17 protein-coding genes and 1 pseudogene are annotated in these 20,723 nt (G+C 72.8%); 3 read left to right on the forward strand and 15 right to left on the reverse strand.

The window, feature by feature from the left end:
- Positions 1-27 precede the first annotated feature (27 nt).
- The 4 genes from ACIA79_RS04180 to ACIA79_RS04195 all read right to left on the reverse strand — a co-directional run bounded on the left by ACIA79_RS04180 (position 28) and on the right by ACIA79_RS04195 (position 2,855).
- Positions 28-483: a hypothetical protein gene (locus ACIA79_RS04180; RefSeq protein WP_399426593.1), complete on the reverse strand. Its 456-nt coding sequence runs from the start codon at positions 481-483 to the stop codon at positions 28-30.
- Between the two features lie 91 nt (positions 484-574).
- Positions 575-1,585, reverse strand: coding sequence for a helix-turn-helix domain-containing protein (locus ACIA79_RS04185; protein ID WP_399426594.1), 1,011 nt, complete (start codon positions 1,583-1,585; stop codon positions 575-577).
- 170 nt (positions 1,586-1,755) lie between these two features.
- Positions 1,756-2,160, reverse strand: a complete 405-nt coding sequence (locus ACIA79_RS04190) for a hypothetical protein (RefSeq protein WP_399426595.1) — start codon at positions 2,158-2,160, stop codon at positions 1,756-1,758.
- Between the two features lie 233 nt (positions 2,161-2,393).
- A complete protein-coding gene (locus ACIA79_RS04195; protein ID WP_399426596.1) occupies positions 2,394-2,855 on the reverse strand; it encodes a hypothetical protein in 462 nt (153 codons plus the stop codon).
- 283 nt (positions 2,856-3,138) lie between these two features.
- Between ACIA79_RS04195 and ACIA79_RS04200 the strand changes: the two genes are divergently transcribed.
- The 3 genes and pseudogenes from ACIA79_RS04200 (at position 3,139) to ACIA79_RS04210 (ending at position 7,142) form a co-directional block, all read left to right on the forward strand.
- Positions 3,139-4,104: a LysR family transcriptional regulator gene (locus tag ACIA79_RS04200; RefSeq protein WP_399426597.1), complete on the forward strand. Its 966-nt coding sequence runs from the start codon at positions 3,139-3,141 to the stop codon at positions 4,102-4,104.
- Positions 4,105-4,142: 38 nt separating this feature from the next.
- A pseudogene (locus tag ACIA79_RS04205) lies at positions 4,143-4,693 on the forward strand (DinB family protein); the annotation flags it as partial.
- Between the two features lie 217 nt (positions 4,694-4,910).
- The gene (locus tag ACIA79_RS04210; RefSeq protein WP_399426598.1) at positions 4,911-7,142 is read left to right on the forward strand and encodes a helix-turn-helix domain-containing protein; all 2,232 of its coding nucleotides are present in this window, start codon (positions 4,911-4,913) and stop codon (positions 7,140-7,142) included.
- A 747-nt stretch (positions 7,143-7,889) separates the two neighbouring features.
- On the opposite strand, the gene ACIA79_RS04215 is transcribed toward ACIA79_RS04210, so the two are convergent.
- The 11 genes from ACIA79_RS04215 to ACIA79_RS04265 all read right to left on the reverse strand — a co-directional run bounded on the left by ACIA79_RS04215 (position 7,890) and on the right by ACIA79_RS04265 (position 20,675).
- Positions 7,890-10,043: a xanthine dehydrogenase family protein molybdopterin-binding subunit gene (locus tag ACIA79_RS04215; RefSeq protein WP_399426599.1), complete on the reverse strand. Its 2,154-nt coding sequence runs from the start codon at positions 10,041-10,043 to the stop codon at positions 7,890-7,892.
- The gene (locus ACIA79_RS04220; RefSeq protein WP_399426600.1) at positions 10,043-11,074 is read right to left on the reverse strand and encodes an FAD binding domain-containing protein; all 1,032 of its coding nucleotides are present in this window, start codon (positions 11,072-11,074) and stop codon (positions 10,043-10,045) included. Before ACIA79_RS04220 ends, ACIA79_RS04215 begins: the two co-directional genes overlap by 1 nt.
- A gap of 34 nt (positions 11,075-11,108) precedes the next feature.
- Positions 11,109-11,690 carry a 2Fe-2S iron-sulfur cluster-binding protein gene (locus ACIA79_RS04225; protein ID WP_399426601.1) on the reverse strand — a complete coding sequence of 194 codons (582 nt, stop codon included), beginning with the start codon at positions 11,688-11,690 and terminating at the stop codon, positions 11,109-11,111.
- Complete coding sequence (locus ACIA79_RS04230; protein ID WP_399426602.1) at positions 11,690-12,175, reverse strand: DUF5709 domain-containing protein; 486 nt, start codon at positions 12,173-12,175, stop codon at positions 11,690-11,692. The genes ACIA79_RS04225 and ACIA79_RS04230 overlap by 1 nt, the downstream gene beginning before the upstream one ends.
- 129 nt (positions 12,176-12,304) lie before the next feature.
- On the reverse strand, positions 12,305-12,475 hold the full coding sequence (locus ACIA79_RS04235) for a hypothetical protein (RefSeq protein WP_399426603.1): 171 nt from the start codon (positions 12,473-12,475) through the stop codon (positions 12,305-12,307).
- A gap of 104 nt (positions 12,476-12,579) precedes the next feature.
- Entirely contained in the window at positions 12,580-13,680 is a 1,101-nt protein-coding gene (locus ACIA79_RS04240; RefSeq protein ID WP_399426604.1) for a glutamate--cysteine ligase, read from the reverse strand.
- 195 nt (positions 13,681-13,875) lie between these two features.
- Entirely contained in the window at positions 13,876-15,012 is a 1,137-nt protein-coding gene (locus ACIA79_RS04245; RefSeq protein WP_399426605.1) for an XdhC family protein, read from the reverse strand.
- Between the two features lie 42 nt (positions 15,013-15,054).
- Complete coding sequence (locus tag ACIA79_RS04250; protein ID WP_399426606.1) at positions 15,055-16,497, reverse strand: NCS2 family permease; 1,443 nt, start codon at positions 16,495-16,497, stop codon at positions 15,055-15,057.
- 256 nt (positions 16,498-16,753) lie between these two features.
- Entirely contained in the window at positions 16,754-19,162 is a 2,409-nt protein-coding gene (gene pucD, locus ACIA79_RS04255; RefSeq protein ID WP_399426607.1) for a xanthine dehydrogenase subunit D, read from the reverse strand.
- Positions 19,162-19,782, reverse strand: a complete 621-nt coding sequence (locus ACIA79_RS04260) for a (2Fe-2S)-binding protein (RefSeq protein WP_399426608.1) — start codon at positions 19,780-19,782, stop codon at positions 19,162-19,164. Before ACIA79_RS04260 ends, pucD begins: the two co-directional genes overlap by 1 nt.
- 2 nt (positions 19,783-19,784) lie before the next feature.
- Positions 19,785-20,675, reverse strand: coding sequence for an FAD binding domain-containing protein (locus tag ACIA79_RS04265; protein ID WP_399426609.1), 891 nt, complete (start codon positions 20,673-20,675; stop codon positions 19,785-19,787).
- Positions 20,676-20,723 lie beyond the last annotated feature (48 nt).

A 20,723-nucleotide genomic window follows, 5' to 3' on the forward strand; every position in this document is an offset into this window, starting at 1 on the left:
GAGGGCCCCGGCGCCGGTCCCCGGTGGTCAGCAGTACTTCGTCACCGAAGGCGCGGGGGCGATCTTGGTCGATCCGTTGACGGTGAGGTGGACCGAGTTCGCGTAGGTGATGTTGCAGGGAACGGTCACCGTCGGGCCGAAGCAGCCGCGCTGGAAGCCGGGGTTCAGGACGGAGTCCGCGCAGGTGACGTTGGAGCCGAACTGCGAAGAGGTCCACCCGCCGATGTTGACCGCCTTGGGGCCCTGGTTGTTGACCACGAGAACCACCTGCGCGTCACCGAACTGGTTGGCCACGACACAGCCCTGGAACTTCACACCGGGGTACGTGGCGTGCGGGATGGTGTCCTCGCAGCGCCAGTTGGCGTTCGGGCTGACCGCCTGCCAGTTGACGGTCGCGGCGTTCGCCGGCGCGGCGGCTGCCGCCAGGGCGGTCATCGCCGCGAGTCCGGCCCCTGCACCTCGAATGATCCGACGCACGTTCATTTCCCCTCCGGAGTGTCGGCACCGCGGCGCGTGCGCCGCGGCATCGAAGGAACGGTCCTGCCGTCCCTGTGGTCGCGTTGCGCTGGTGAATCTAGGCCCGTGGGGAGGGCGCGGCTGTGCGTGGCGTGCACGGTTCCTGTGCACCGCGTGCCAGGGCCGCCGCGCGGTGTTCGGTGGGTGCCATGCCGTAGGTCTCGCGGAACGCCCTGCTGAACGCGGTGGCGCTGGCGAAGCCCCAGCGCGCCGCGACCACCTGGACGGGCAGGCCGCTCGACTCCCGGCACGCCAGCTCGGCGTGGGCCCGCTCCAGGCGCCCGCGGCGGATGCGGGCCGCCACGCTCATCGGCTGGTCGCGGAAGAGGGAGTGCAGAGCGCGCAGGGAGATGCCGTGCCGGTCGGCGACGACCCGGGGGGTCAGGTCCGGGTCACCGAGGTTGTTGTCGATGAAGCAGATGATCCGCCGCCGCATCTCCCGCGCGCGGGCCTCGGCCGGCGCCTCGCCCGGGTCGCCGAGCTGCTGCGCCAGGCAGGTGGCGGCCAGGTCGAGGGCGACGGAGCCCATCGCGCGCAGCTCCTCCGGGCGGCAGTGCCGGGCCTGGCCGAGAAGTGTCCTCACGAAGCCGGCGAAGACCGCGGCCGAGCCCCGGTCCGCCCGTATGCCCCGGGCGAGGAGGCGGTCCAGCCGGTCCGGCCGCAGCGGCAGGGCCGGCCGGGGGATCTGCAGCACGACCGCCTCGACCGGACCGCCGTCCGCGGCCGTCGTCTCGTTCTCCATGGGGCGGGAGGAGTCCGTCAGGACCAGGCCGCCCGAGACCTCCGACTCGCGGCTCCGCTGGGAGACCCTGAACACCCCCCGGGTGATCAGGGCCAGCTGGAACTGCTCGGGATCGCCCCGCCGGACGTGGGCCGGGGTGCGGCGCGACACCACCGGCGAGAAGACGAAGGCGGACAGGCGCGGGCCGCCGAGGTCCAGGTCCGTGATCCCCGCACGGAAGTCGGCCGTGTGGCGGGTGCTGAGGGCGACCGGCATCAGACTGCTGGACACCGTCTCGCAGAACCACGCGAACCTCTCCCCGGGCGGCACCCCGGGACCCGGTGCCATCACTCCGTACCCTTCCCCTCCCGCTGTCGGCACGTCAGGGGCTTTCCTCGTCATGGCACTCGCTTCCGTACGCGTGCTCCTCGTCGTGCGTCGCCCCGGCGGCAGGCAGCACCCCGCCGGGCGGACGGTGACCTGACGGCCCGCCGGCGCGGCGGGTGACCGCCCGTGACTCAACAGCTGTGGGTGTACGAGCGGGACGTCACCGAGGAGCCCCATCCGTCGACACTCCACGTGCTGTGGGCGGTGATGGTGAAGGGCTTGCAGCCCACGTACACGCTCGGGCCCAGACAGCCCCGCTGGAAACCGGGGTTGAGGGTGCTGGGCCGGCAGTGGTGGGCGTTCTCGTAGTAGATCTGGTTCGACTGGATGAACGAACCGAAGTCGATCGCCCGTCCCGAGTTGTTGGAGATGACCGAGACGGCCTGCGCGTAGCCGCTGGAGCTGGCGATGATGCAGGTCTGGCCGACGACGCCCGCGGGGGCCTTGTGCAGGGGGGTGGTGGTGCCGCAGTGCCAGTTGGCGTTGGGCTTGATCTCCTGCCAGTAGTCCGAGGCGTAGGCAGGCTGAGAGCCCATGAGCGTCATGGCCGCGAGCGCAGCGGTCGCCGCTCCCACGCGGCGCAGGCCGCGCAGGGGACGAGTCGTGACTGCGCTCCGTGAGAGTTTCCGCATCAGGACCTCCGAGGTCTCATACAGGGTCGAGGCGCCGGAGAAACCGGCTGGGGCGATCCGCCCGCACGTCCGCGGACGGCGTCGCGGGGAGGCGACCCACGGCGGTCGGTCGCGGTGGATCACCCGGGGAAGGCTGCTCAGCCGTGCCAGGAGTCGACGCTGAGATTGGCCTCTTCGTCACCGTTCATGTACAGCTGGGAGGTCGCCGCGATGTCACGGGTCCCGGGGAAGGTCTGGTTGAAGCAGCCACGGGTGAAGCCGGGGTTGAGCGTCGAATGCGTGCAGATGGCGCTCCAGGAGCCCTCGTAGACGCCCCCGGTGTTCTCCGTCTGCAGGACACCGCGGATGTCGGCGGCCTTGGTGCCGCTGTTCTGCACCACCAGGACGGCCTGTGCGTCGTTGTTCGCGTTGCGCACGATGCAGGTCTTGAACTTGATGTTGAAGGACAGCCGGTGCGACTTGTACGGCGAACAGCTCCAGTTGGAGTTGGTGTCCACCGGCTGCCAGTACGGAGGGGCTGCCGCGGCAGACCCGGCGTTGACCAGGCCGGCACCGACCAGGGTCGCGCTTGCTGCGAGCACGCCCAGCATCTTCTTCATGGACTCTTCCTTCGCGGGTGCGGGTGGAACGACGGGGAGACGCGGCCGGGCCGGACGACCGGTGCCGGAGGATGCGCACCGAGGGGCCGGGGTGTGGCGGGGCGCACGGGTGGGAGACCGAGCCGCGGTGGGCGCGGAATCATCCCGTCACCGGGCACGGCCCTGATCCCGAGCCTGCGTCATCGCAGGTCAGCGCCGTCCGGCGGCGTCAGGCCGGGACCCACCTTCCTCTAGGCTGGCGGGCCGAACAACACCGGTTTCCGCATGGCACTCATAAGCGGGAATGATCAATCGGGGGGACGCCGTGGAGCTGCGGGACATCGAGATCTTTCTGACCCTTGCGGAGGAGCTGCACTTCGGCCGGACCGCGGAGCGGCTGCACCTGTCCCAGGCACGTGTCAGCCAGTCGATCCGGCAGCAGGAGCGCCGCTTGGGCGGTGCCCTGTTCGACCGCAGCACCCGGACCGTCACGCTGACGCTGCTGGGGCAGCGCCTGCGCGACGATCTGGAGCCCGGATTCGGACAGATACGAGCGGCGGTGGAGCGGGCGGCCGCGGCCGCCCGTGGCTGCTGCGGGACCGTACGGCTCGGGGCGATGGGAGCCCTGCCGTCCGAGCTGGGCCCGCTCGTGGAGGCGTTCGAGGCGCGGCACCCGGACTGCCGGGTGGAGTTCGTGGAGTTCCACTTCAGCGACCCGTTCGCGAAGCTCCGCGGCGGGCTGGTGGATCTGCAGCTGATGTGGCTCCCCGTGCCGGAGGACCGGGTGACCTGCGGGCCGGTGGTGCTGACCGAGGGCCGGGTCCTGGCCGTCGCCGAGGACTCACCGCTGGCGGCGCGCAGCTCCGTGTCCATGGAGGACCTGGCCGGCCGGACCGTCCTCGACCCCGGTGAGGACGTGCCGCAGGACTGGTTCCGGGCCATGTGCCCGGACCGCACTCCCGGCGGGCGACCGGTCCACCGAGGGCCGCGGGCGCGGACCTTCCACGAAATCCTCGCCCTGGTCGCCGCCGGGCGCATCGTCTGCCCCCTCAACGGCCATGTCCCCCGGTACTACAGCTATCCGGGGGTGACGCTGCTGCCCATCGACGACGCCCCGCTCACCGAGTGGGCGCTGGTGCTGCCCGACTCCGCCCCCGCACCGCACGTCCAGGCCCTCGTCGACACCGCCCGCGACCTCGGCGCCCGCCGGATCGCCGACCACGCCGCCCCCGGGGTCCGGTCCGGCCCGGCCGGGGACGGCTCCCGGTAGCGAGCGGGACCGGGGCAGTTGAGGGTGCTCGGCGGTCAATCGAGTCGACGCCCTTTCCGCGCCGCGGGAAACTCCTCGCGACGACTCGACGAACCGACACGCCTCCCGCCTGGGACGAGCGTACGCAGCTGGCCACCTTCCTGGACCACGCCCGTGACACCGCGCGGGCCAAATGTGAGGGCGTATCCGCCGAAGACGCCCGCAAGGCCCGCTCCCGAGTTCACCGCTGATGATGTTGTGCGGGCTGACCAGCCATCTGCGGTGGGTCGAGTACTACTGGTTCGAAGTGATGTTTCCGGGCGAGGAGCTCGCGGGACCGCTCGCCGGGACGACCGACGACGATCCGGGCCCCGAGATGCGGACGGCAGTCGACATCCCGCTGCCGCAGGTCCTCGCCGAGTACGAGGAGCAGAGCGCCCGCTACCGTCGCCTGGTGTCCGAGCACGACCTGAACTCGACGGCCAAGCGCTCCATCAGCGACGGTCGCCACGTCGACCTCCGGTGGGTCCTCCTCCACCTCGTCGAGGAAACGTCCCACCACAACGGCCGCCTCGATGTCGTGCGTGAGCTCGTCGACGGGCGGACCGGCGCCTGGAAAAACGCCTTTCCGATCACCACATCGTCGGTCCCGGACCGCACGGGTGTGGCATCGGCCCGGTGGCCGGAAGTCAACGGCTCCAGCCGGCCCTGTGGGAGAGGACTCCAGCAGAACCTTTTACCTGCAAAAGTGACGTCGTGCATACTTTTGCACGTGAGGTGCGGCGTTCCGGCTGGGCCGCACCTTACTGACCAGGGGGCGTCGGGGCGTGGACAGCGGTACACCGGGCAGCGGTGGCTTCAGCGCGCTTCTGCGGAGTCTGCGGACGGGTGCCGGGCTGAGCCAGGAGGAGTTGGCGCACGCTGCGGGGGTGAGCGTGCGGGCGCTGTCGTACATGGAGCGCGGCCACTCCCGGGGGCCGCAGCGCCGCACCGTGCAGGCGTTGGCCTTGGCCCTGGGGCTGGATGAGGCCGGTGCCCGGGAGTTGGAGCACGCCGCGAGCCTGGGCCGTCCCCGTCGTACCCGCCGGACCCCCGCGCCGGACGCCCCGCCCCCTGCCGCCGTATCGGATGCCGTCGCGCCGACTGGTGCGCCCGATCTGTTGCCGCGCGCGCCGCGCAGCTTCCACGGGCGGGCGGCAGAGCTTGTCGCACTGTCCGGGGCCGCCGCGGGCGAGGCGCCGGTGTGTCTGGTCGTCGGGCCCGCCGGGGTGGGGAAGACGGCTCTCGTGCTGCACTGGGCTCACCAGGAACGTGCCCGGTTTCCCGGTGGGCGGCTCTACGCCGATCTGCGCGGCTTCGGCGACACGGGCGAGCCTTCCCTCATGGAGGTGCTGCGTGAGTTTCTGCAGGCGCTCGGTGTGCCGCACGGCCGGATACCGGAGTCGGTGATCGGCGCGGCCGGGCTGTTCCGGTCGCTCACCGCCGATCGCCGGCTCCTCGTGGTACTCGACAACGCCCGGGACTCCGAGCAGGTCAGGCCGCTCCTTCCAGGCGGTCTCCGTTGCGTCACCGTCGTCACCAGCAGACATCGGCTGCCGGGGCTGATCGTCACCGACGCGGCCCGGCCCGTGGCGGTGGGCGTGCTCGGGCCGGAGGACGGTGCGTCGCTCCTGGCCGGGGTGCTCGGCGCGGAACGGGTACGCGCGGAGCCGGTGGCCGCGCGGCGGCTGGCCGAGCTGTGCGGCGGGCTGCCCCTGGCGCTGCGGGTGGCGGCTGCCCGGTTGGCGCAGCACCCCGGCTGGTCGCTCAGCGCGATGGCCGCCGAGCTGTCCGACGCATCGCGTCGGCTGAGTCTGCTGGATGTGGAGGACACCGGCGTACGGGCGGCGCTGCGCGTGACGCTGCAACAGCTCCCGCCGGACGCCTCCCGCCTGTTCGCCCATCTCGGCCGCCATCCCGGTACGCACGTCGACCGGTATGCGGCGGCGGCCCTGGCGGATACGGACCCGGCAGCCGCCGAGGCGTGCATGGAGCGGCTGGCCGTCGCGCACCTCGTCACGGAGACGGTGCCCGGCCGATGGACGCTGCACGATCTCGTGCGGCTCTATGCACAGAGCCTGGACGTCGGGCCCCATGCGCTCAAGCGTGCGCTCGACCACTACATGGCCACCGGCCTCGCGGCCGTCGCGGTGGCCGAGCCCGGCAACGACGAGTGCTTCCCGCTGCCGGCGGACTTTCTGCCGCCCTCCGCCGTACGGGAGTTCGGCGATCGGTCCGCCGCCGTGTCCTGGTATGCGGCCGAGAGGGACGACCTCACGCTGGCAGTGGCCGCGGCGCACGCCGCCGGGCTGCACGGCAGGACCTGGCGGATCGCTCTGACCTTGTGGCCGCTGATCGTGTGGCGCGTGCGGGACGGCTGGGTCCCGCTCCTGGAGACCGCGCTCATGGCGGCCCGGGCCGACGCCGATCGGCACGGCGAGTCACGGGTGCTGAACGTGCTCGGCTGGGTGCTGATCGAGGAAGGGCGCATCGCGGAGGCGCTGACTCACTTGAGGGCCGCCTCCGCGCTCGCCTCCCGGGCAGGTGACACGCTGGCCGAGGCGAACGCCCGGATCGTCCTGGCCGTGGCGCAAGCGGCGCTCGGCGGCCTGGACGAGGCCGCGGAGGGATGTGAGCGAGCGGTGGAGCTGGCGCGCGAGGCCGGCGACCGGACCATCGAGAGACTGGCCATGCAGCACCTCGCCCGCCATTGGGCCGACGCCGGGAAATGGCGCCAGGCCCTCGACGCAGCGACCGAGGCTCTGGCCTTCGACGATCGACCGGGCACGACCGACGTGCCTCGGATACTGCTCCTCATGGTGAGGGGAGAAGCACTGCTGGGGCTCGGGGACAAGGCCGAGGGCATCGGGCAACTGGACTTGGCGGCCCGGGAGGCGGAGCTGTTCGGCTACGACGACGGCGCGGTACGGGCGCTCGGCGCACTGCTGCGGGCATCGGCCGATGAGGGGCTCCAAGCACGCTACGAAGCGGCAGTCGCGCGACTCACGACGCGGGCGTGAGGTGTGCGACGCCGCGCGTGCTTGTCCATCGGGCTGCGTGGCCTCCTGCCCCCTGGCGGACCCGAGCCGAAGTGAGACGTACAGGCATGGTCGGCTTGGTCCCGTCCCGTCGGAGATCCGCGGCCAGCGGTCGGGCGAGGCGGAGTTGGGGAATGCGTGACGGCCAGGAGCCAGGTTCAGCGGTCGTCGTGTCCCACCGTGTCGGAGGCCGCGGTGAGACGGGGTCGGGCCGGGTAGCGAGCCGGGCGAAGAGGGGACCCCTGGGCTCAGCCGTCCACGATCAGCCGGGATCACTCACATGACGAAGCACTGCTAGGCGCCTAGGCCCAGGAGGGCGACTTGCAGGGGCAAGGCAGGCTGTGCCGGGAGGGTCGGGGGTTCTTCCCCGCGACCCGTGTGCGTGGCCGGGACGGGAGCCAGGATTTTGATGCCGTCAGCGGCCCATTGGGCATCCGTCGGCGGGAGCGACAGCGTGATGCGCCGGCCGTCGGCCAGCGTGCTCTCGATCGTGTTCGAGTCGTTCGCCTGCATGGCAGCTCATTTCCGTCGTCCGTCCTTGTCATGCAGGACGGTTGTTCGTGGTGACGAGTTCCCGCTTCGGCTGCAAAGCCATGCCGGGCTCGCAACGCCCGGCATGGCACCTCGCTGCGCTGTCGTCGGTCGCCGACGCTCGCGTCGGCTCCCTCCTCCGCCCTGCGGTCGTCACGCACCGGACGTTGCCGGCCCCCGCCCCGCGGGCGGACGGCGCTATTTCGCGGACACTCCCTGGAGCAGCAGGGGCAGCACCCGGTCGGGGGTCAGCGGCAGTTCGCGGAAGCGGACGCCCGTGGCGTGGTGGACGGCGTTGCCGATGGCGGCGGCCGTGCCCACGATGCCGATCTCGCCGATGCCCTTGCTGCCCATGGGGTTGAGGTGGGTGTCCTCCTCCTCGATCCAGTGGGCCTCGATGTCCGGCACGTCGGCGTGGGCCGGCACGTGGTAGGAGGCCAGGTCGCGCTCGGCGAAGTCCCCGAAGGCCGGGTCCACGGCGGAGTGCTCGGTCAGCGCCATGCCGAGCCCCATGGTCATGCCGCCGATGAACTGCGACCGGGCGGTGCGCGGGTTGAGGATGCGTCCGGCGGCGTACACCCCGAGCAGGCGCGTCACCCGCACCTCGCCGGTGGCCGTGTCGACCCGCACCTCGGCGAAGTGGGCGCCGAAGGCGTGCCGGGCGAACGGCGGGGTGTTCCCGGCCTCCTCGGTGGTGTCGGCGGAGGCGGACAGTCCGCCGGCGGGCAGCGGGCCCTCGTGGTCCGTGAGCCGCCGTGCCAGGCGCGTGCACGCCTCGTGGACGGCCCAGCCCCAGGAGGCGGTGCCCGAGGAGCCGCCGGCGAGCGGTGCGCGCGGCCGCCGGGTGGAGCCGATGCCGATGCGTACGGAGTCGAGGGGGACGCCGAGCGCGTCGGCGGCGATCTGGGCGAGCACGGTGCGGGCGCCGGTGCCGATGTCGGTGGCGTTGACGGCGACGGCGCAGCTCCCGTCGGGCAGGGCGGTGGCCGTGGCGGTGGACGGCGAGATCAGCACCGGGTACGTGGCGGCCGCGACCCCGGTGCCGGTGAGGACCTGCCCCTTGGATCCGGGGCGGCGGGCGGCGGGGCGCGGGTCCCGGTCGTGCCAGCCGAAGCGCCGGGCGCCCTCGCGCAGGCACTCGACGAGGTGGCGGCTGGAGAAGGGCAGGCCGCTGTCCGGTTCGGTGGCGGGCTCGTTGCGTATGCGCAGCTCGACCGGGTCCGTGCCGAGGGTGCCGGCGAGCTCGTCCATGGCCGACTCCAGCGCGTACATGCCGGACGCCTCACCGGGTGCCCGCATCCAGGAGGGGCTCGGCACGTCGAGGCGGACGACCCGGTGGTCGGAGAGGCTGTGCGGCGAGGCGTACATGACGCGGCTGGGGATCCCGGCCTGTTCGACGAACTCCTTGATCCGGGACGTCTGGGTGGTGACCTCGTGGGCGACGACGGTGAGGGTGCCGTCGCGTTCGGCGGCGAGCCGGACGCGCTGGATGGTGGGGGCGCGGTGGCCGACGACGGTCGCCAGGTCCTTGCGGGGCAGCGCCAGCTTCACCGGGCGGCCGGTGTGGCGGGCGGCCATGGCGGCGAGGACGACGTGCGGCCGGGGCGTGCCCTTGGCGCCGAAGCCGCCGCCGACGTGCTCGGAGACCACGGTGACCCGGTCCTCGGGGAGCCGGAACATGTGGGCGAGGACGGAGCGGACCGGGCCGGCGCCCTGGCTGGAGTCGTAGACGGTGAGGTGGTCGGCGCCGGCGGTGCCGTCCCAGCGGGCGTAGGCGGCGTGCGGCTCCATGGGGTGGTTGTGCAGCGGCGGGATCCGGTAGGTGACGTCGACCCCGACCGGGGCGGCGGCGAAGGCCTCGTCGACGTCGCCGCGCTCGCGGCGGGCGGGGAAGCCGCCGTTGGCCTCGTCCGGCGTGTAGGCGGCCGGGTGGTCCTGGGTGAGGGTCACGTCGTGCGGCTCGGTCGCGTAGCCGACGCGGACGGCGGCCGCGGTGGCCCGCGCCGCCTCCAGGGTCTCGGCGACGGCGAGGGCGACGTACCAGCCGCGGTGCGGTACGGCGTCGTCCTGGAGGACGGCGAGGACGGGGTCGTCGGGTGCGGCGAGCCGCGGTGCCGTCCAGGGCGTGAGCACGGCGAGGGCGCCGGGGGTGGCGAGGGCGTCCCCGGTGTCGACGGCGGTGACCCGGCCGCGGGTGATGGTGGCGGGGACGGGCCAGGCGTAGGCGCAGTCGGGCGGGGTGTGGGCGAGTTCGGTGGCGTACCGGGCGGTGCCGGTGACCTTGTCGCGGCCTTCGAGGCGCTCGGCGGGGGCGCCGAGCGCGGGCGCGGCGGCGGTCGCGGTGGGGCGCATCACGGCTCCAGGTCGGGTCGGCGGTCGGCGGACGGGGCCTCTGCGGCCTGTCCGGCGAGCTCGGCGAGGACACGGCGGGCGAGGTTGCGGGCGAGCGGCACCTTGAAGGCGTTGTCCCGCAGGGGCTGCGCCTGGCCGAGCTCCGCGTCGACCGCGCGGGCGATGTTCGCGGCGTTCGGCGGGTGGCCGAGCAGGGCGGTCTCGGCGAGGCGCGCGCGCCAGGGCCGGTGGGCGAGGCCCCCGAAGGCGAGCCCGACGTGGCGTACCGCCCCGTGGTCGTCCAGACCGAGGACGGCGGCGACGGAGGCGAGCGCGAAGGCGTAGGAGGCGCGGTCGCGGGCCTTGCGGTAGGCGGAGGGCAGGCCGGCCGTCGAGGCCGGGAGGACGACGGCGGTGATGAGCTCGCCGGGGAGCAGGACGGTGTCCTGCTCGGGGTGGTCGCCGGGCAGCCGGTGGAAGGCGGCGGCCGGGACGGTGCGGCCGCCGTCGGGGCCGTGCAGTTCGACGGTCGCGTCGAGGGCGGCGAGGGCGACGGCCATGTCGGAGGGGTGGGTGGCGATGCAGTGCGCCGAGTGACCGAGGACGGCGTGGTCGCGGTGGTGGCCCTCGCGGGCGCCGCAGCCGGTGCCGGGCTCGCGCTTGTTGCAGGGCTTGGAGGTGTCCTGGAAGTAGGGGCACCGGGTGCGCTGGAGCAGGTTGCCGCCGGTGGTGGCGATGTTGCGCAGCTGCCCGGACGCCCCGGCGAGCAGTGCCTGCGACAGGGCGGGGTGGCGGGCCCGTACCAGCGGGTGGGCGGCCAGGTCGCTGTTGCGCACCGTGGCCCCGACGCGCAGCCCGCCGTCGGGGAGCTCCTCGACGGTGTCGAGCGGGAGCCGGCTGACGTCCACGAGCGTGTCGGGCGTCTCGACCCCGTGTTTCATCAGGTCGACGAGGTTGGTCCCGCCGGCGAGGTAGCGGGCGCCGGGGCGGCCGGCGTGGGCGGCGGTCGCCTCGTCGATGCTGGCGGCGCGTACGTACGCGTAGGGCTTCACCGGATCACGCCTCCTCGGCGGGTCACGTCCTGCGTCACCGCGCGCGCGACACGTCCTCGACGGCGGCGACGATGTTGGGGTACGCGCCGCAGCGGCACAGGTTGCCGCTCAGCCGCTCGCGGATCTCGTCCGGCGTCAGCCGCACGGGGCCCTGCGCGGGAGGTGCGGCGGGGTCGGTCGCGTACGAGGGGTGCCCGGCCGCGGCCTCGTCGAGGACGCCGGCGGCCGAGCAGAGCTGGCCGGGGGTGCAGTAGCCGCACTGGAAGGCGTCCCGGTCCAGGAAGGCCCGCTGGAGCGGGTGCAGCGCGTCGCCGTCGTCGGGGTCGCCGGCCAGCCCCTCCACGGTGGTGATGCCGGCGCCGTCCTGGGCGACGGCGAGCAGCAGGCAGCCGTTGGCGCGCCGGCCGTCGACGAGGACGGTGCACGCCCCGCACTGGCCGTGGTCGCAGCCCTTCTTGGCGCCGGTCAGGCCGAGGCGCTCGCGCAGCACGTCGAGGAGCGTGGCGCGGTGGTCGACGGCGAGGGTGTGCGGGGTGCCGTTGACCGTGAGCGTGATGCGCGAGTGGGTGGGGGCGGGCGGGTGCCCGTGGGGTGCCGCCGGCTGCTCGGCGCCCATCAGAGGGCCTCGTCGCCCTCGTCGGGGACGGTGTGCATGGCGGCTTCCTCGGCGGAGGCCGCGGCGCCGGCGATGCCGACGTCGAAGGCGACGGCGTCCTTCTCGCTGTCCTCGTGGGCGCCTTCGTCGGGCGCGACGAGGCGTCCGGAGCGGTCGCGGCCGACCTGGTCGTCGAGGGGCTCGCCGTCCCCGCCGGGCAGGTCGCCGATGCCGTTGGAGAGGTTGTCCGGGTCCTCGGTCTCCAGCGCGGGGTCGGGCATCTCCTCGCTGAGCCGCTGGTCGAGGCTTTCGCGCTCGTTCTGCTCGCGGGCCGTGGTGCCGGTGTGGTCGACGGCCAGCGGACGCTCGGGCGGGGACCAGCCCTCGTCGTACGGATCGGCCTCGCGGTCGGACAGGGTGTCCTCGGGGTCGAGGATGCCCGTGTCCTCCCGGTCCTCGGCGACGGGCTGGTAGACCTCGTCACCCATCGAGTTCTCGGTTCCCATGGCGTGGCTCCCGTGTGCGTCTCGTCCGGCCGGTGTGCCGTGCTGTACGCCTGATCGCGTATCCAGCCTGGATCAAGTCACACATCCCGGCATTGCGGGACGCCGGTCCCTGCGTGCCGTCCCGGGACGTCAGGAGACCTCCGGGTCCCATCCGGAGCGGGCGGTGTCCCAGCGCAGCATCCGGTCCGCCTGCCGGTGCGTGAGGTCGGCGAGCTTTCTCGCCTCGTTGAGGACGTCTCCGTGCTCCTCGACGAGCTGGTCGTATATCGGGGAGCCGGAACCGGCGGGGCGCGTGCTCATCTGCGGGTCTCCTCGGACGGGGACGGTCGGCGCGCCGGGACGGCGCCCGGCCCGGGCCGCCTGCCCCCTCGGCCGCCGATCATGCGCGGGCGCGGAGTGATGTGTCACGCACCCCACTGGGTGCGGCGCACGCACTCGGCGACGACGCCGCGCAGGCTCCCGGTGCGGTGCAGCAGCCGGCGCTGGACGCGGGCGCCGTTGCCGTGGCTGAGGAGCTCGGCGATGCCCTTGCGGGCGTAGGGGAGGTCGCCGTTCTCCTCCAGGGCGTCCTCGACGTGCGACAGGAGCGTGTACACGGCCCGCTCCGCGGGGACGGGCCGCATGGTCACGGGGTGCAGCAGTTCGCCGTCGAGGCCGGAGCGGCTGGCCCGCCATGAGGCGGCGCGCAGCAGGCCGATGGCGTGCCGTGCGGGGGGTGTCCCCTCGCGCCACTCGCGGGCGGCGGTGTCGACCAGGCCGCGGGTGAGGGTGGCGATCAGGACGGTGGTGGACGCCTCCAGGCAGACGTCGGCGGCCCGGACCTCGACGGTCGGGTACCTGCGCGACAGCCGGGCGTCGAAGTACACCATGCCTTCGTCCTGGAGCACGCCGGTGCCGATGAGCTCCCCGACGAGCTGGTGGTAGTGGTCGGCGGAGCCGAAGAGCTCGACCGGGCCGGTCGACGGCCACCGGCCCCAGACGCGGTTGCGGTAACTGCTGTAGCCGCTGTCGTGACCTTGCCAGAAGGGCGAGTTGGCGCTGAGCGCGAGCAGCACGGACAGCCAGGGCCGGATGCGGTCCAGGACGGCCACGCCCTCCTCGCCGGACTCCACCGACACGTGGACGTGACAGCCGCAGGTGAGCTGCTCCTGGGCGGTGAGGCCGTAGTGCTCCTGGATCCAGCGGTAGCGCTTGCCCTCGCTGAAGGCGGGGCCGGCGGGCAGCGGCGAGGTGGCGAGCGCCACGACGGCGCCACCGGCGCCGGCCGCGTGCCTGGCCGCCTCCGCGCGCCAGCGCTCGATCTCGGCGCCCAGCTCGCCCATGCCGGACTGCGGGTGCGTGGCGAACTCCAGCTGCTGTCCCTGGAGCTCCTTCTGGAAGGCGTGTCCGCGGCCGTCGCGGCTCTCCCTGGCGGCGCGGGCCAGCACGGCCGTGGACAGGGCGCGGGGCTCTCCGCTCCGCGGATCCACCAGCAGGAGTTCCTCTTCCACTCCGACAGTGCGCAACGGAAACCACCTTCCATCGCATCCGGCGGGACCGCGCGGGGCGTCCATCATCCCTGCCGGTGCGGGCGGCGCGCCGCCCCTCACCGGGATCTGGCGAGTTCCCGGTCGCATCCGGCTTGAACCCGGACGCGCGGCCCACCGCCCGCCGGTGCGTGCCGCGGCGGGGCCGACGGGCGCCTGCGGCCGGGCGGGCGGTCAGGCGACGGAGCCGATGCGGCCGGCCGGGGCGTCCGGGCCGTCGTGGTGGATGGGGGTGTGGGCCCCGGTGAGGGAGACGCCGCTGCCGCCGCGCCGGTCGGCGACGATCTCCGCGGCGATCGACAGGGCCGTCTCCTCCGGCGTACGGGCGCCGAGGTCGAGGCCGATCGGGGAGTGCAGGCGGGCGAGCTCCAGTTCGGTGACGCCGACGTCGCGCAGCCGCTTGTTGCGGTCCTCGTGGGTGCGGCGGGAGCCCATCGCGCCGACGTACGCGACGGGAAGCTTCAGGGCCCGTTCGAGCAGCGGCACGTCGAACTTGGCGTCGTGGGTGAGGACGCACAGCACGGTGCGGCCGTCCACGCGGGTTCGCGCGAGGTACTCGTGGGGCCATTCGACGACGACCTCGTCCGCCTCGGGGAAGCGGGCGGGGGTCGCGAAGACGGGGCGGGCGTCGCAGACGGTGACGTGGTAGCCGAGGAACTTGCCGGCCCGTACCAGCGCGGCGGCGAAGTCGATGGCACCGAAGACGATCATGCGGGGGGCGGGGACGCTGCACTCGACCAGCAGGGTCAGCGGCTGCCCGCAGCGCGAGCCGTCCTCGCCGATGGCGACCGTGCCGGTGCGTCCGGCGTCGAGCAGGGCGCGGGCCTCGGCCGCCGCCGTGCGGTCCAGGGCGGGGTGGCCGCCGAGGCTGCCTTCGTACGCTCCGCCGGGGTGGACCAGGAGGGCGTTGCCGAGCAGGCCGGCGGGCCCCTCGACGATCCTGGCGAGGGCCGCCGCCTCCCCTCCGGCGGCGGCCCGCAGGGCGGCGGGGCAGACCCCGCCGCGGACCGGGGTGACGAGGATGTCGATGATGCCGCCGCAGGTCAGACCGACCGCGAAGGCGTCCTCGTCGCTGTATCCGAAGCGCTCCAGGACGGGTTGGCCGTCCTGGAGCGCCTGCCGGCACAGGTCGTAGACGGCGCCCTCCACACATCCGCCGGAGACCGAGCCGATCACGGTGCCCTCGCTGTCGACGGCGAGCGCGGCGCCCGGCTGCCGGGGTGCGCTGCCGCCGACCGCCACCACGGTGGCGACGGCGAAGTCGCGTCCCTGCTCGACCCACCGGGTGAGTTCCTCGGCGATGTCCAGCATGTCGGCCTCCTTCGAGAAGCTTCAGGTGTGGAAGGGCCCGCGTCAGTGACCGGTACCCGTGGCGAAGTAGAAGATGAACACCGCCGACAGCACCCACATCAGGACGCTGGGCTCGCGCCACTTGCCCTGTGCGGCCTTGATGGCGCAGAACGCGATGACACCGGCGCCGACACCCGTGGTGATGGTGTACGTGAACGGCATCAGCACGACCGTGAGGAACACCGGGACGGCGACGGACCAGTCGGTCCAGTCCACGTGCCGGGCGTTCTGCAGCATCATCGCGCCGATCACGACCAGGGCGGCGGAGGCGACCTGGCCGGGAACCAGCTGGGTGAGCGGGGTGAAGAACAGACACGCGGCGAAGAAGAGGCCGGTGACCGAGGCCGCCAGGCCCGTACGGGCCCCCTCGCCGACGCCGGTCGCGGATTCGATGAAGACGGTCTGGCCGGAGGCGCCGGTGCCGCCGCCGATGACCCCGCCCGCGCCGTCGATGAACAGCGCCTTGCTGAGGCCCGGCATGCGGCCCTGGGAGTCGGCGAGCTTGGCCTCCTGGCCGACGGCGATGATCGTCGCCATGGCGTCGAAGAAACCGGCCAGCACCAGGGTGAAGACGATCATGCTGACGGTGGCGTACCCGAGCTTCTCCCAGCCGCCGAAGTCGACCTGGCCGAGGAGCGAGAAGTCCGGCATGGAGACCGGGCTGCCGTGCAGGACCGGCGCCTTGCCGCCCCACTCGTCCTCGCCGATGAGGCCGGTCGCGGTGGCGACGACGGAGATGACGGTGCCGACCACGATGCCGAGGAGGATGGCCCCGGGGACCCGGCGGGCCTGGAGCATGAAGATCAGCAGGAGGGTGAAGGCGAACAGCGCGACCGGCCAGCCGGTCAGGGAGCCGCCGACCCCGAGGGTGACGGGGCCGCCGCCCTCGCCCTTGCCGACGAAGCCGGCGTTGACGAAGCCGATCATCGCGATGAACAGGCCGATGCCCATCGTGATGCCGTGCTTCAGCGCCAGCGGGATGGCGTTCATGATGACCTCGCGGACACCGGTGACCACCAGCAGGCAGATCACCGCGCCGTAGATCACGCACATGCCCATGGCCTGCGGCCAGGTCATTTCCGGGGCGACCTGGGTGGAGATGACGCCCGCGACACTCAGGCCCGCCGCCAGGGCGAGCGGAACCTTGCCGATGAATCCCATCGCCAGAGTGGTGACCGCTGCTGCCAGGGCGGTCGCGGTGATCAGCGCGGGCTGGCTCAGCTTGTCGCCGAGCGAGTCCTCACCGCCGAGCAGCAGGGGGTTGAGCAGGAGGATGTAGGCCATCGCCATGAAGGTGGTGATGCCGCCGCGCACCTCACGCGCGACCGTGGATCCTCTGTGGGTTATGTGAAAGTACCGGTCGAGCCAAGACCGTCCGGCGGGGACGCGGGACCCGGGTCCCGCGTCTTCGGCGACGGTCTTCGGCTCCACTGACGACTGGGTCATGGTGCCTACTCCCAAGGTTCAAAGGGGCACCCGCGTGCACTGCGGCACAAGATGCGGGATTTGGGATGGTGCGTTGGCTGCACGACCCGGGGGACGGCCCGAGACGAACGGGGTTGCTGCGGGGGTGGTTCGGTGACGCGGTGTGGGGGCGGGGATGTGGGGGTGTGCGTGGGGGAACCGCGAGCGGTGCGGTTGCTCCGGGCGGTGCGGGCGCGGAAGTGTGACGTTCCTGTGAGGCGCGCACCGCCCGGAGGGCTCAGAGGGTGCCGGTGAGGTGCTCGGGGCGTACCGGCGTCTTGTTCAGCTCCAGGCCCGTCGCGTTCCGGATCGCCGCGAGGACGGCCGGGGTGGACGACAGGGTCGGGGCCTCCCCGATGCCGCGCAGACCGTAGGGCGCGTGGTCGTCGGCGAGTTCGAGCACGTCGACCGGGATGGTCGGGGTGTCGAGGATGGTGGGGATCAGGTAGTCGGTGAAGGAGGGGTTGCGCACCTTCGCCGTCTTCGGGTCGACGATGATCTCCTCCATGACCGCCACGCCGAGGCCCTGGGTGGTGCCGCCCTGGATCTGGCCGATGACGGACAGCGGGTTGAGGGCCTTGCCGACGTCCTGGGCGCAGGCCAGTTCGATGACCTTGACCAGGCCCAGCTCGGTGTCGACCTCCACCACCGCGCGGTGCGCGGCGAAGGAGTACTGGACGTGGCCGTTGCCCTGTCCGGTCCGCAGGTCGAACGCCTCGGTCGGGCGGTGGCGCCATTCGGCCTCGATCTCGACGGTCTCGCCCTCCAGCACGTCCACGAGGTCGGCGAGGATCTCGCCGCCGTCGGTGACGACCTTGCCGCCCTCGAGCAGCAGCTCGGCGGTGGCCCAGGCGGGGTGGTACGTGCCGAACTTGCGGCGGCCGAGCTCCAGGACCTTCTCCCGGACGAGCTCGCAGGAGTTCTTCACCGCGCCGCCGGTGACGTACGTCTGGCGGGAGGCGGAGGTGGAGCCGGCCGAGCCGACCTGCGTGTCCGCCGGGTGGATGGTCACCTGGGTGACGCCCAGCTCGGTGCGGGCGATCTGGGCGTGGACGGTGATGCCGCCCTGGCCGACCTCCGCCATCGCGGTGTGGACGGTGGCGACCGCCTCACCGTTGATGACCTCCATGCGCACCTTGGCGGTGGAGTAGTCGTCGAAGCCCTCGGAGAAGCCGACGTTCTTGATGCCGACGGCGTAGCCGACGCCGCGGACGACGCCCTCGCCGTGCGTGGTGTTGGACAGTCCGCCGGGCAGTGCGCGGACGTCGGCGCCCTCGGTGGTCTCCCACTGGCGCTCCGGCGGCAGCGGACGCGCCTTGACGCGGCGCAGCAGCTCGGCGACCGGGGCGGGCGAGTCGACCGGCTGGCCGGTCGGCATCAGGGTGCCCTGCTCCATGGCGTTGAGCTGCCGGAACTCCACCGGGTCCATGCCCAGCTTCGCCGCGAGCTTGTCCATCTGGGCCTCGTACGCGAAGCACGCCTGGACCGCGCCGAAGCCGCGCATGGCGCCGCAGGGCGGGTTGTTGGTGTAGAGCGCGACGGCCTCGATGTCGACGTTGTCGATGACGTACGGGCCGGCGGCGAGCGAGGAGGCGTTGCCGACGACGGCCGGGGAGGCGGAGGCGTAGGCGCCGCCGTCCAGCACGATCCGGCACTTCATGTGCGTGATCCTGCCGTCCTTGGTGGCGCCGTGCTCGTACCAGAGCTTCGCCGGGTGGCGGTGCACATGGCCGAAGAAGGACTCGAACCGGTTGTAGACGATCTTGACCGGCTTGCCGGTGCGCAGCGCCAGCAGGCAGGCGTGGATCTGCATCGACAGGTCCTCGCGGCCGCCGAAGGCACCGCCGACGCCGGAGAGCGTCATGCGGACCTTCTCCTCGGGCAGGCCGAGCACCGGGGCGATCTGGCGGAGGTCGGAGTGCAGCCACTGGGTGGCGACGTACAGGTCGACGCCGCCGTCCTCGGCGGGCACGGCGAGGCCGGACTCGGGGCCGAGGAAGGCCTGGTCCTGCATGCCGAAGACGTACTCGCCGGAGACGATGACGTCGGCCTTCTTCGCGGCCTCGTCGGCGTTGCCGCGGATGATCGGCTGGCGGTGCACGATGTTCGGGTGCGGTACGTGACCGGCGTGGTGGTCGTCGCGGCCCGGGTGGAGCAGCGGCGCGCCGGGGGCGGTCGCGGAGGCCTCGTCGGTGACGACGGGCAGCTCCCTGTACTCGACCTTGATCTTGGCGGCGGCGCGGCGGGCGGTCTCGGGGTGGTCGGCGGCGACCAGGGCGACGGGCTCGCCGTGGTGGCGTACCCGGCCGTGGGCGAGGACCGGGGTGTCCTGGATCTCCAGGCCGTAGTTCTTCACCTCGGTGGGCAGGTCCTCGTAGGTGAGGACGGCGTGGACGCCGGCCTGGGCGAGGGCCTCGGAGGTGTCGATGGAGACGATCTCGGCGTGCGCGACGGTGGAGCGCAGGATCTGGCCCCACAGCATGTCCTCGTGCCACATGTCCGAGGAGTAGGCGAACTCGCCGGTGACCTTGAGGGTGCCGTCGGGGCGGAGCGTGGACTCGCCGATGCCGCCCTTGGTCCGGGATCCCTGGGTGACCTTGGTGGGGGTGCCCGCCGGGGCGGACGCGACCCGGGTGTGCTGAGCCATCAGACTGCCTCTCCCTGACGCGCGGCCGCCAGGCGGACCGCGTCGAGGATCTTCTCGTAACCGGTGCAGCGGCAGAGGTTTCCGGAGAGCGCCTCGCGGATGTCCTCGTCGGTCGGGGACGGGTTGCGCTCGAGCATCTCGTCGGCGGCGACCAGGAGGCCGGGGGTGCAGAAGCCGCACTGCACGGCGCCGGCGTCGATGAACGCCTGCTGGATCGGGGAGAGCTCGGCGCCCTCGCCGGTCCGGGAGTCGCTGATCCCGTCGGCCGGGCGGGCGGACCAGCCCTGCGCGTCCTGGAGGGAGGTGCCGGGCTTGCCGTCGGAGGAGCCGCAGGCGCCGGTGCCGCACGCGCCGCCGTGCTCGGCACGCTGCCGGGCGTAGTCGGCGAGGCCCTCGACGGTGACGACCTCGCGGCCCTCGACCTGGCCGGCGGCGACGAGGCAGGAGCAGACCGGGACGCCGTCCAGGCGGACCGTGCAGGAGCCGCACTCGCCCTGCTCGCAGGCGTTCTTGGAGCCGGGCAGGCCCAGGCGCTCACGCAGGACGTACAGGAGGGACTCGCCCTCCCAGACGTCGTCGGCTTCCTGCGGACGTCCGTTGACCGTGAAATTGACGCGCATGGTTATGCAGCTCCTTCAAGGGTGCGGCCGGTGCCGCGGTACTGCTCCCAGGTCCAGCCGAGCGTGCGGCGGGCCATGATGCCGACCGCGTGACGGCGGTACTTGGCGGTGCCTCGTACGTCGTCGATCGGGTTGCAGGAGGCGGAGGCGAGCTCCGCGAACTGCTTGGCGATCGAGGGAGTGATGATCTTGCCGCTGTCCCAGAAGCCGCCCTCCTCCAGCGCGGCGTTCAGGAACTCCTCGGCCGCCTTCGCCCGTACGGGGGTCGGGGCGGCGGAGCCGATGCCGGTGCGGACGGTCCGGGTCTCCGGGTGGAGGGCCAGGCCGAACGCGCAGACCGCGATGACCATGGCGTTACGGGTACCCACCTTGGAGTACTGCTGCGGGCCGTCCGCCTTCTTGATGTGGACGGTCTTGATGAGTTCGTCCGCGGCGAGCGCGTTGCGCTTCACGCCGGTGTAGAACTCGTCGATCGGGATGAAGCGGGAGCCGCGCACCGACTCCACCTCCACCTCGGCACCGGCGGCCAGCAGGGCCGGGTGGGCGTCACCGGCCGGGGAGGCGGTGCCCAGGTTGCCGCCGACGCCACCGCGGTTGCGGATCTGGGGCGAGGCGACGGTGTGGGACGCCAGCGCCAGGCCCGGGAGCTCCGCCCGCAGGTTCTCCATGATCCGCGTGTACGGCACCGAAGCGCCGAGCCGTACGTTCTCCTCGCCGACCTCGAACTCGTTCAGGAGTTCGATGCGGTTGAGGTCGAGCAGGTACTCGGGACGCCGGTGGTCGAAGTTGATCTCGACCATGACGTCGGTGCCACCCGCGATGGGCACGGCCGTCGGGTGCTCGGCCTTGGCGGCGAGCGCCTCCTCCCAGCTTGCGGGGCGAAGGAAGTCCATGAGTGGCTCTCTTCTACGTGATCCGGTGGTACGTGATCCGAGTGATCG

The sequence above is a fragment of the Streptomyces sp. NPDC051310 genome (genome assembly GCF_044455245.1).
In the GTDB taxonomy this organism is placed as follows: Bacteria; Actinomycetota; Actinomycetes; order Streptomycetales; family Streptomycetaceae; genus Streptomyces.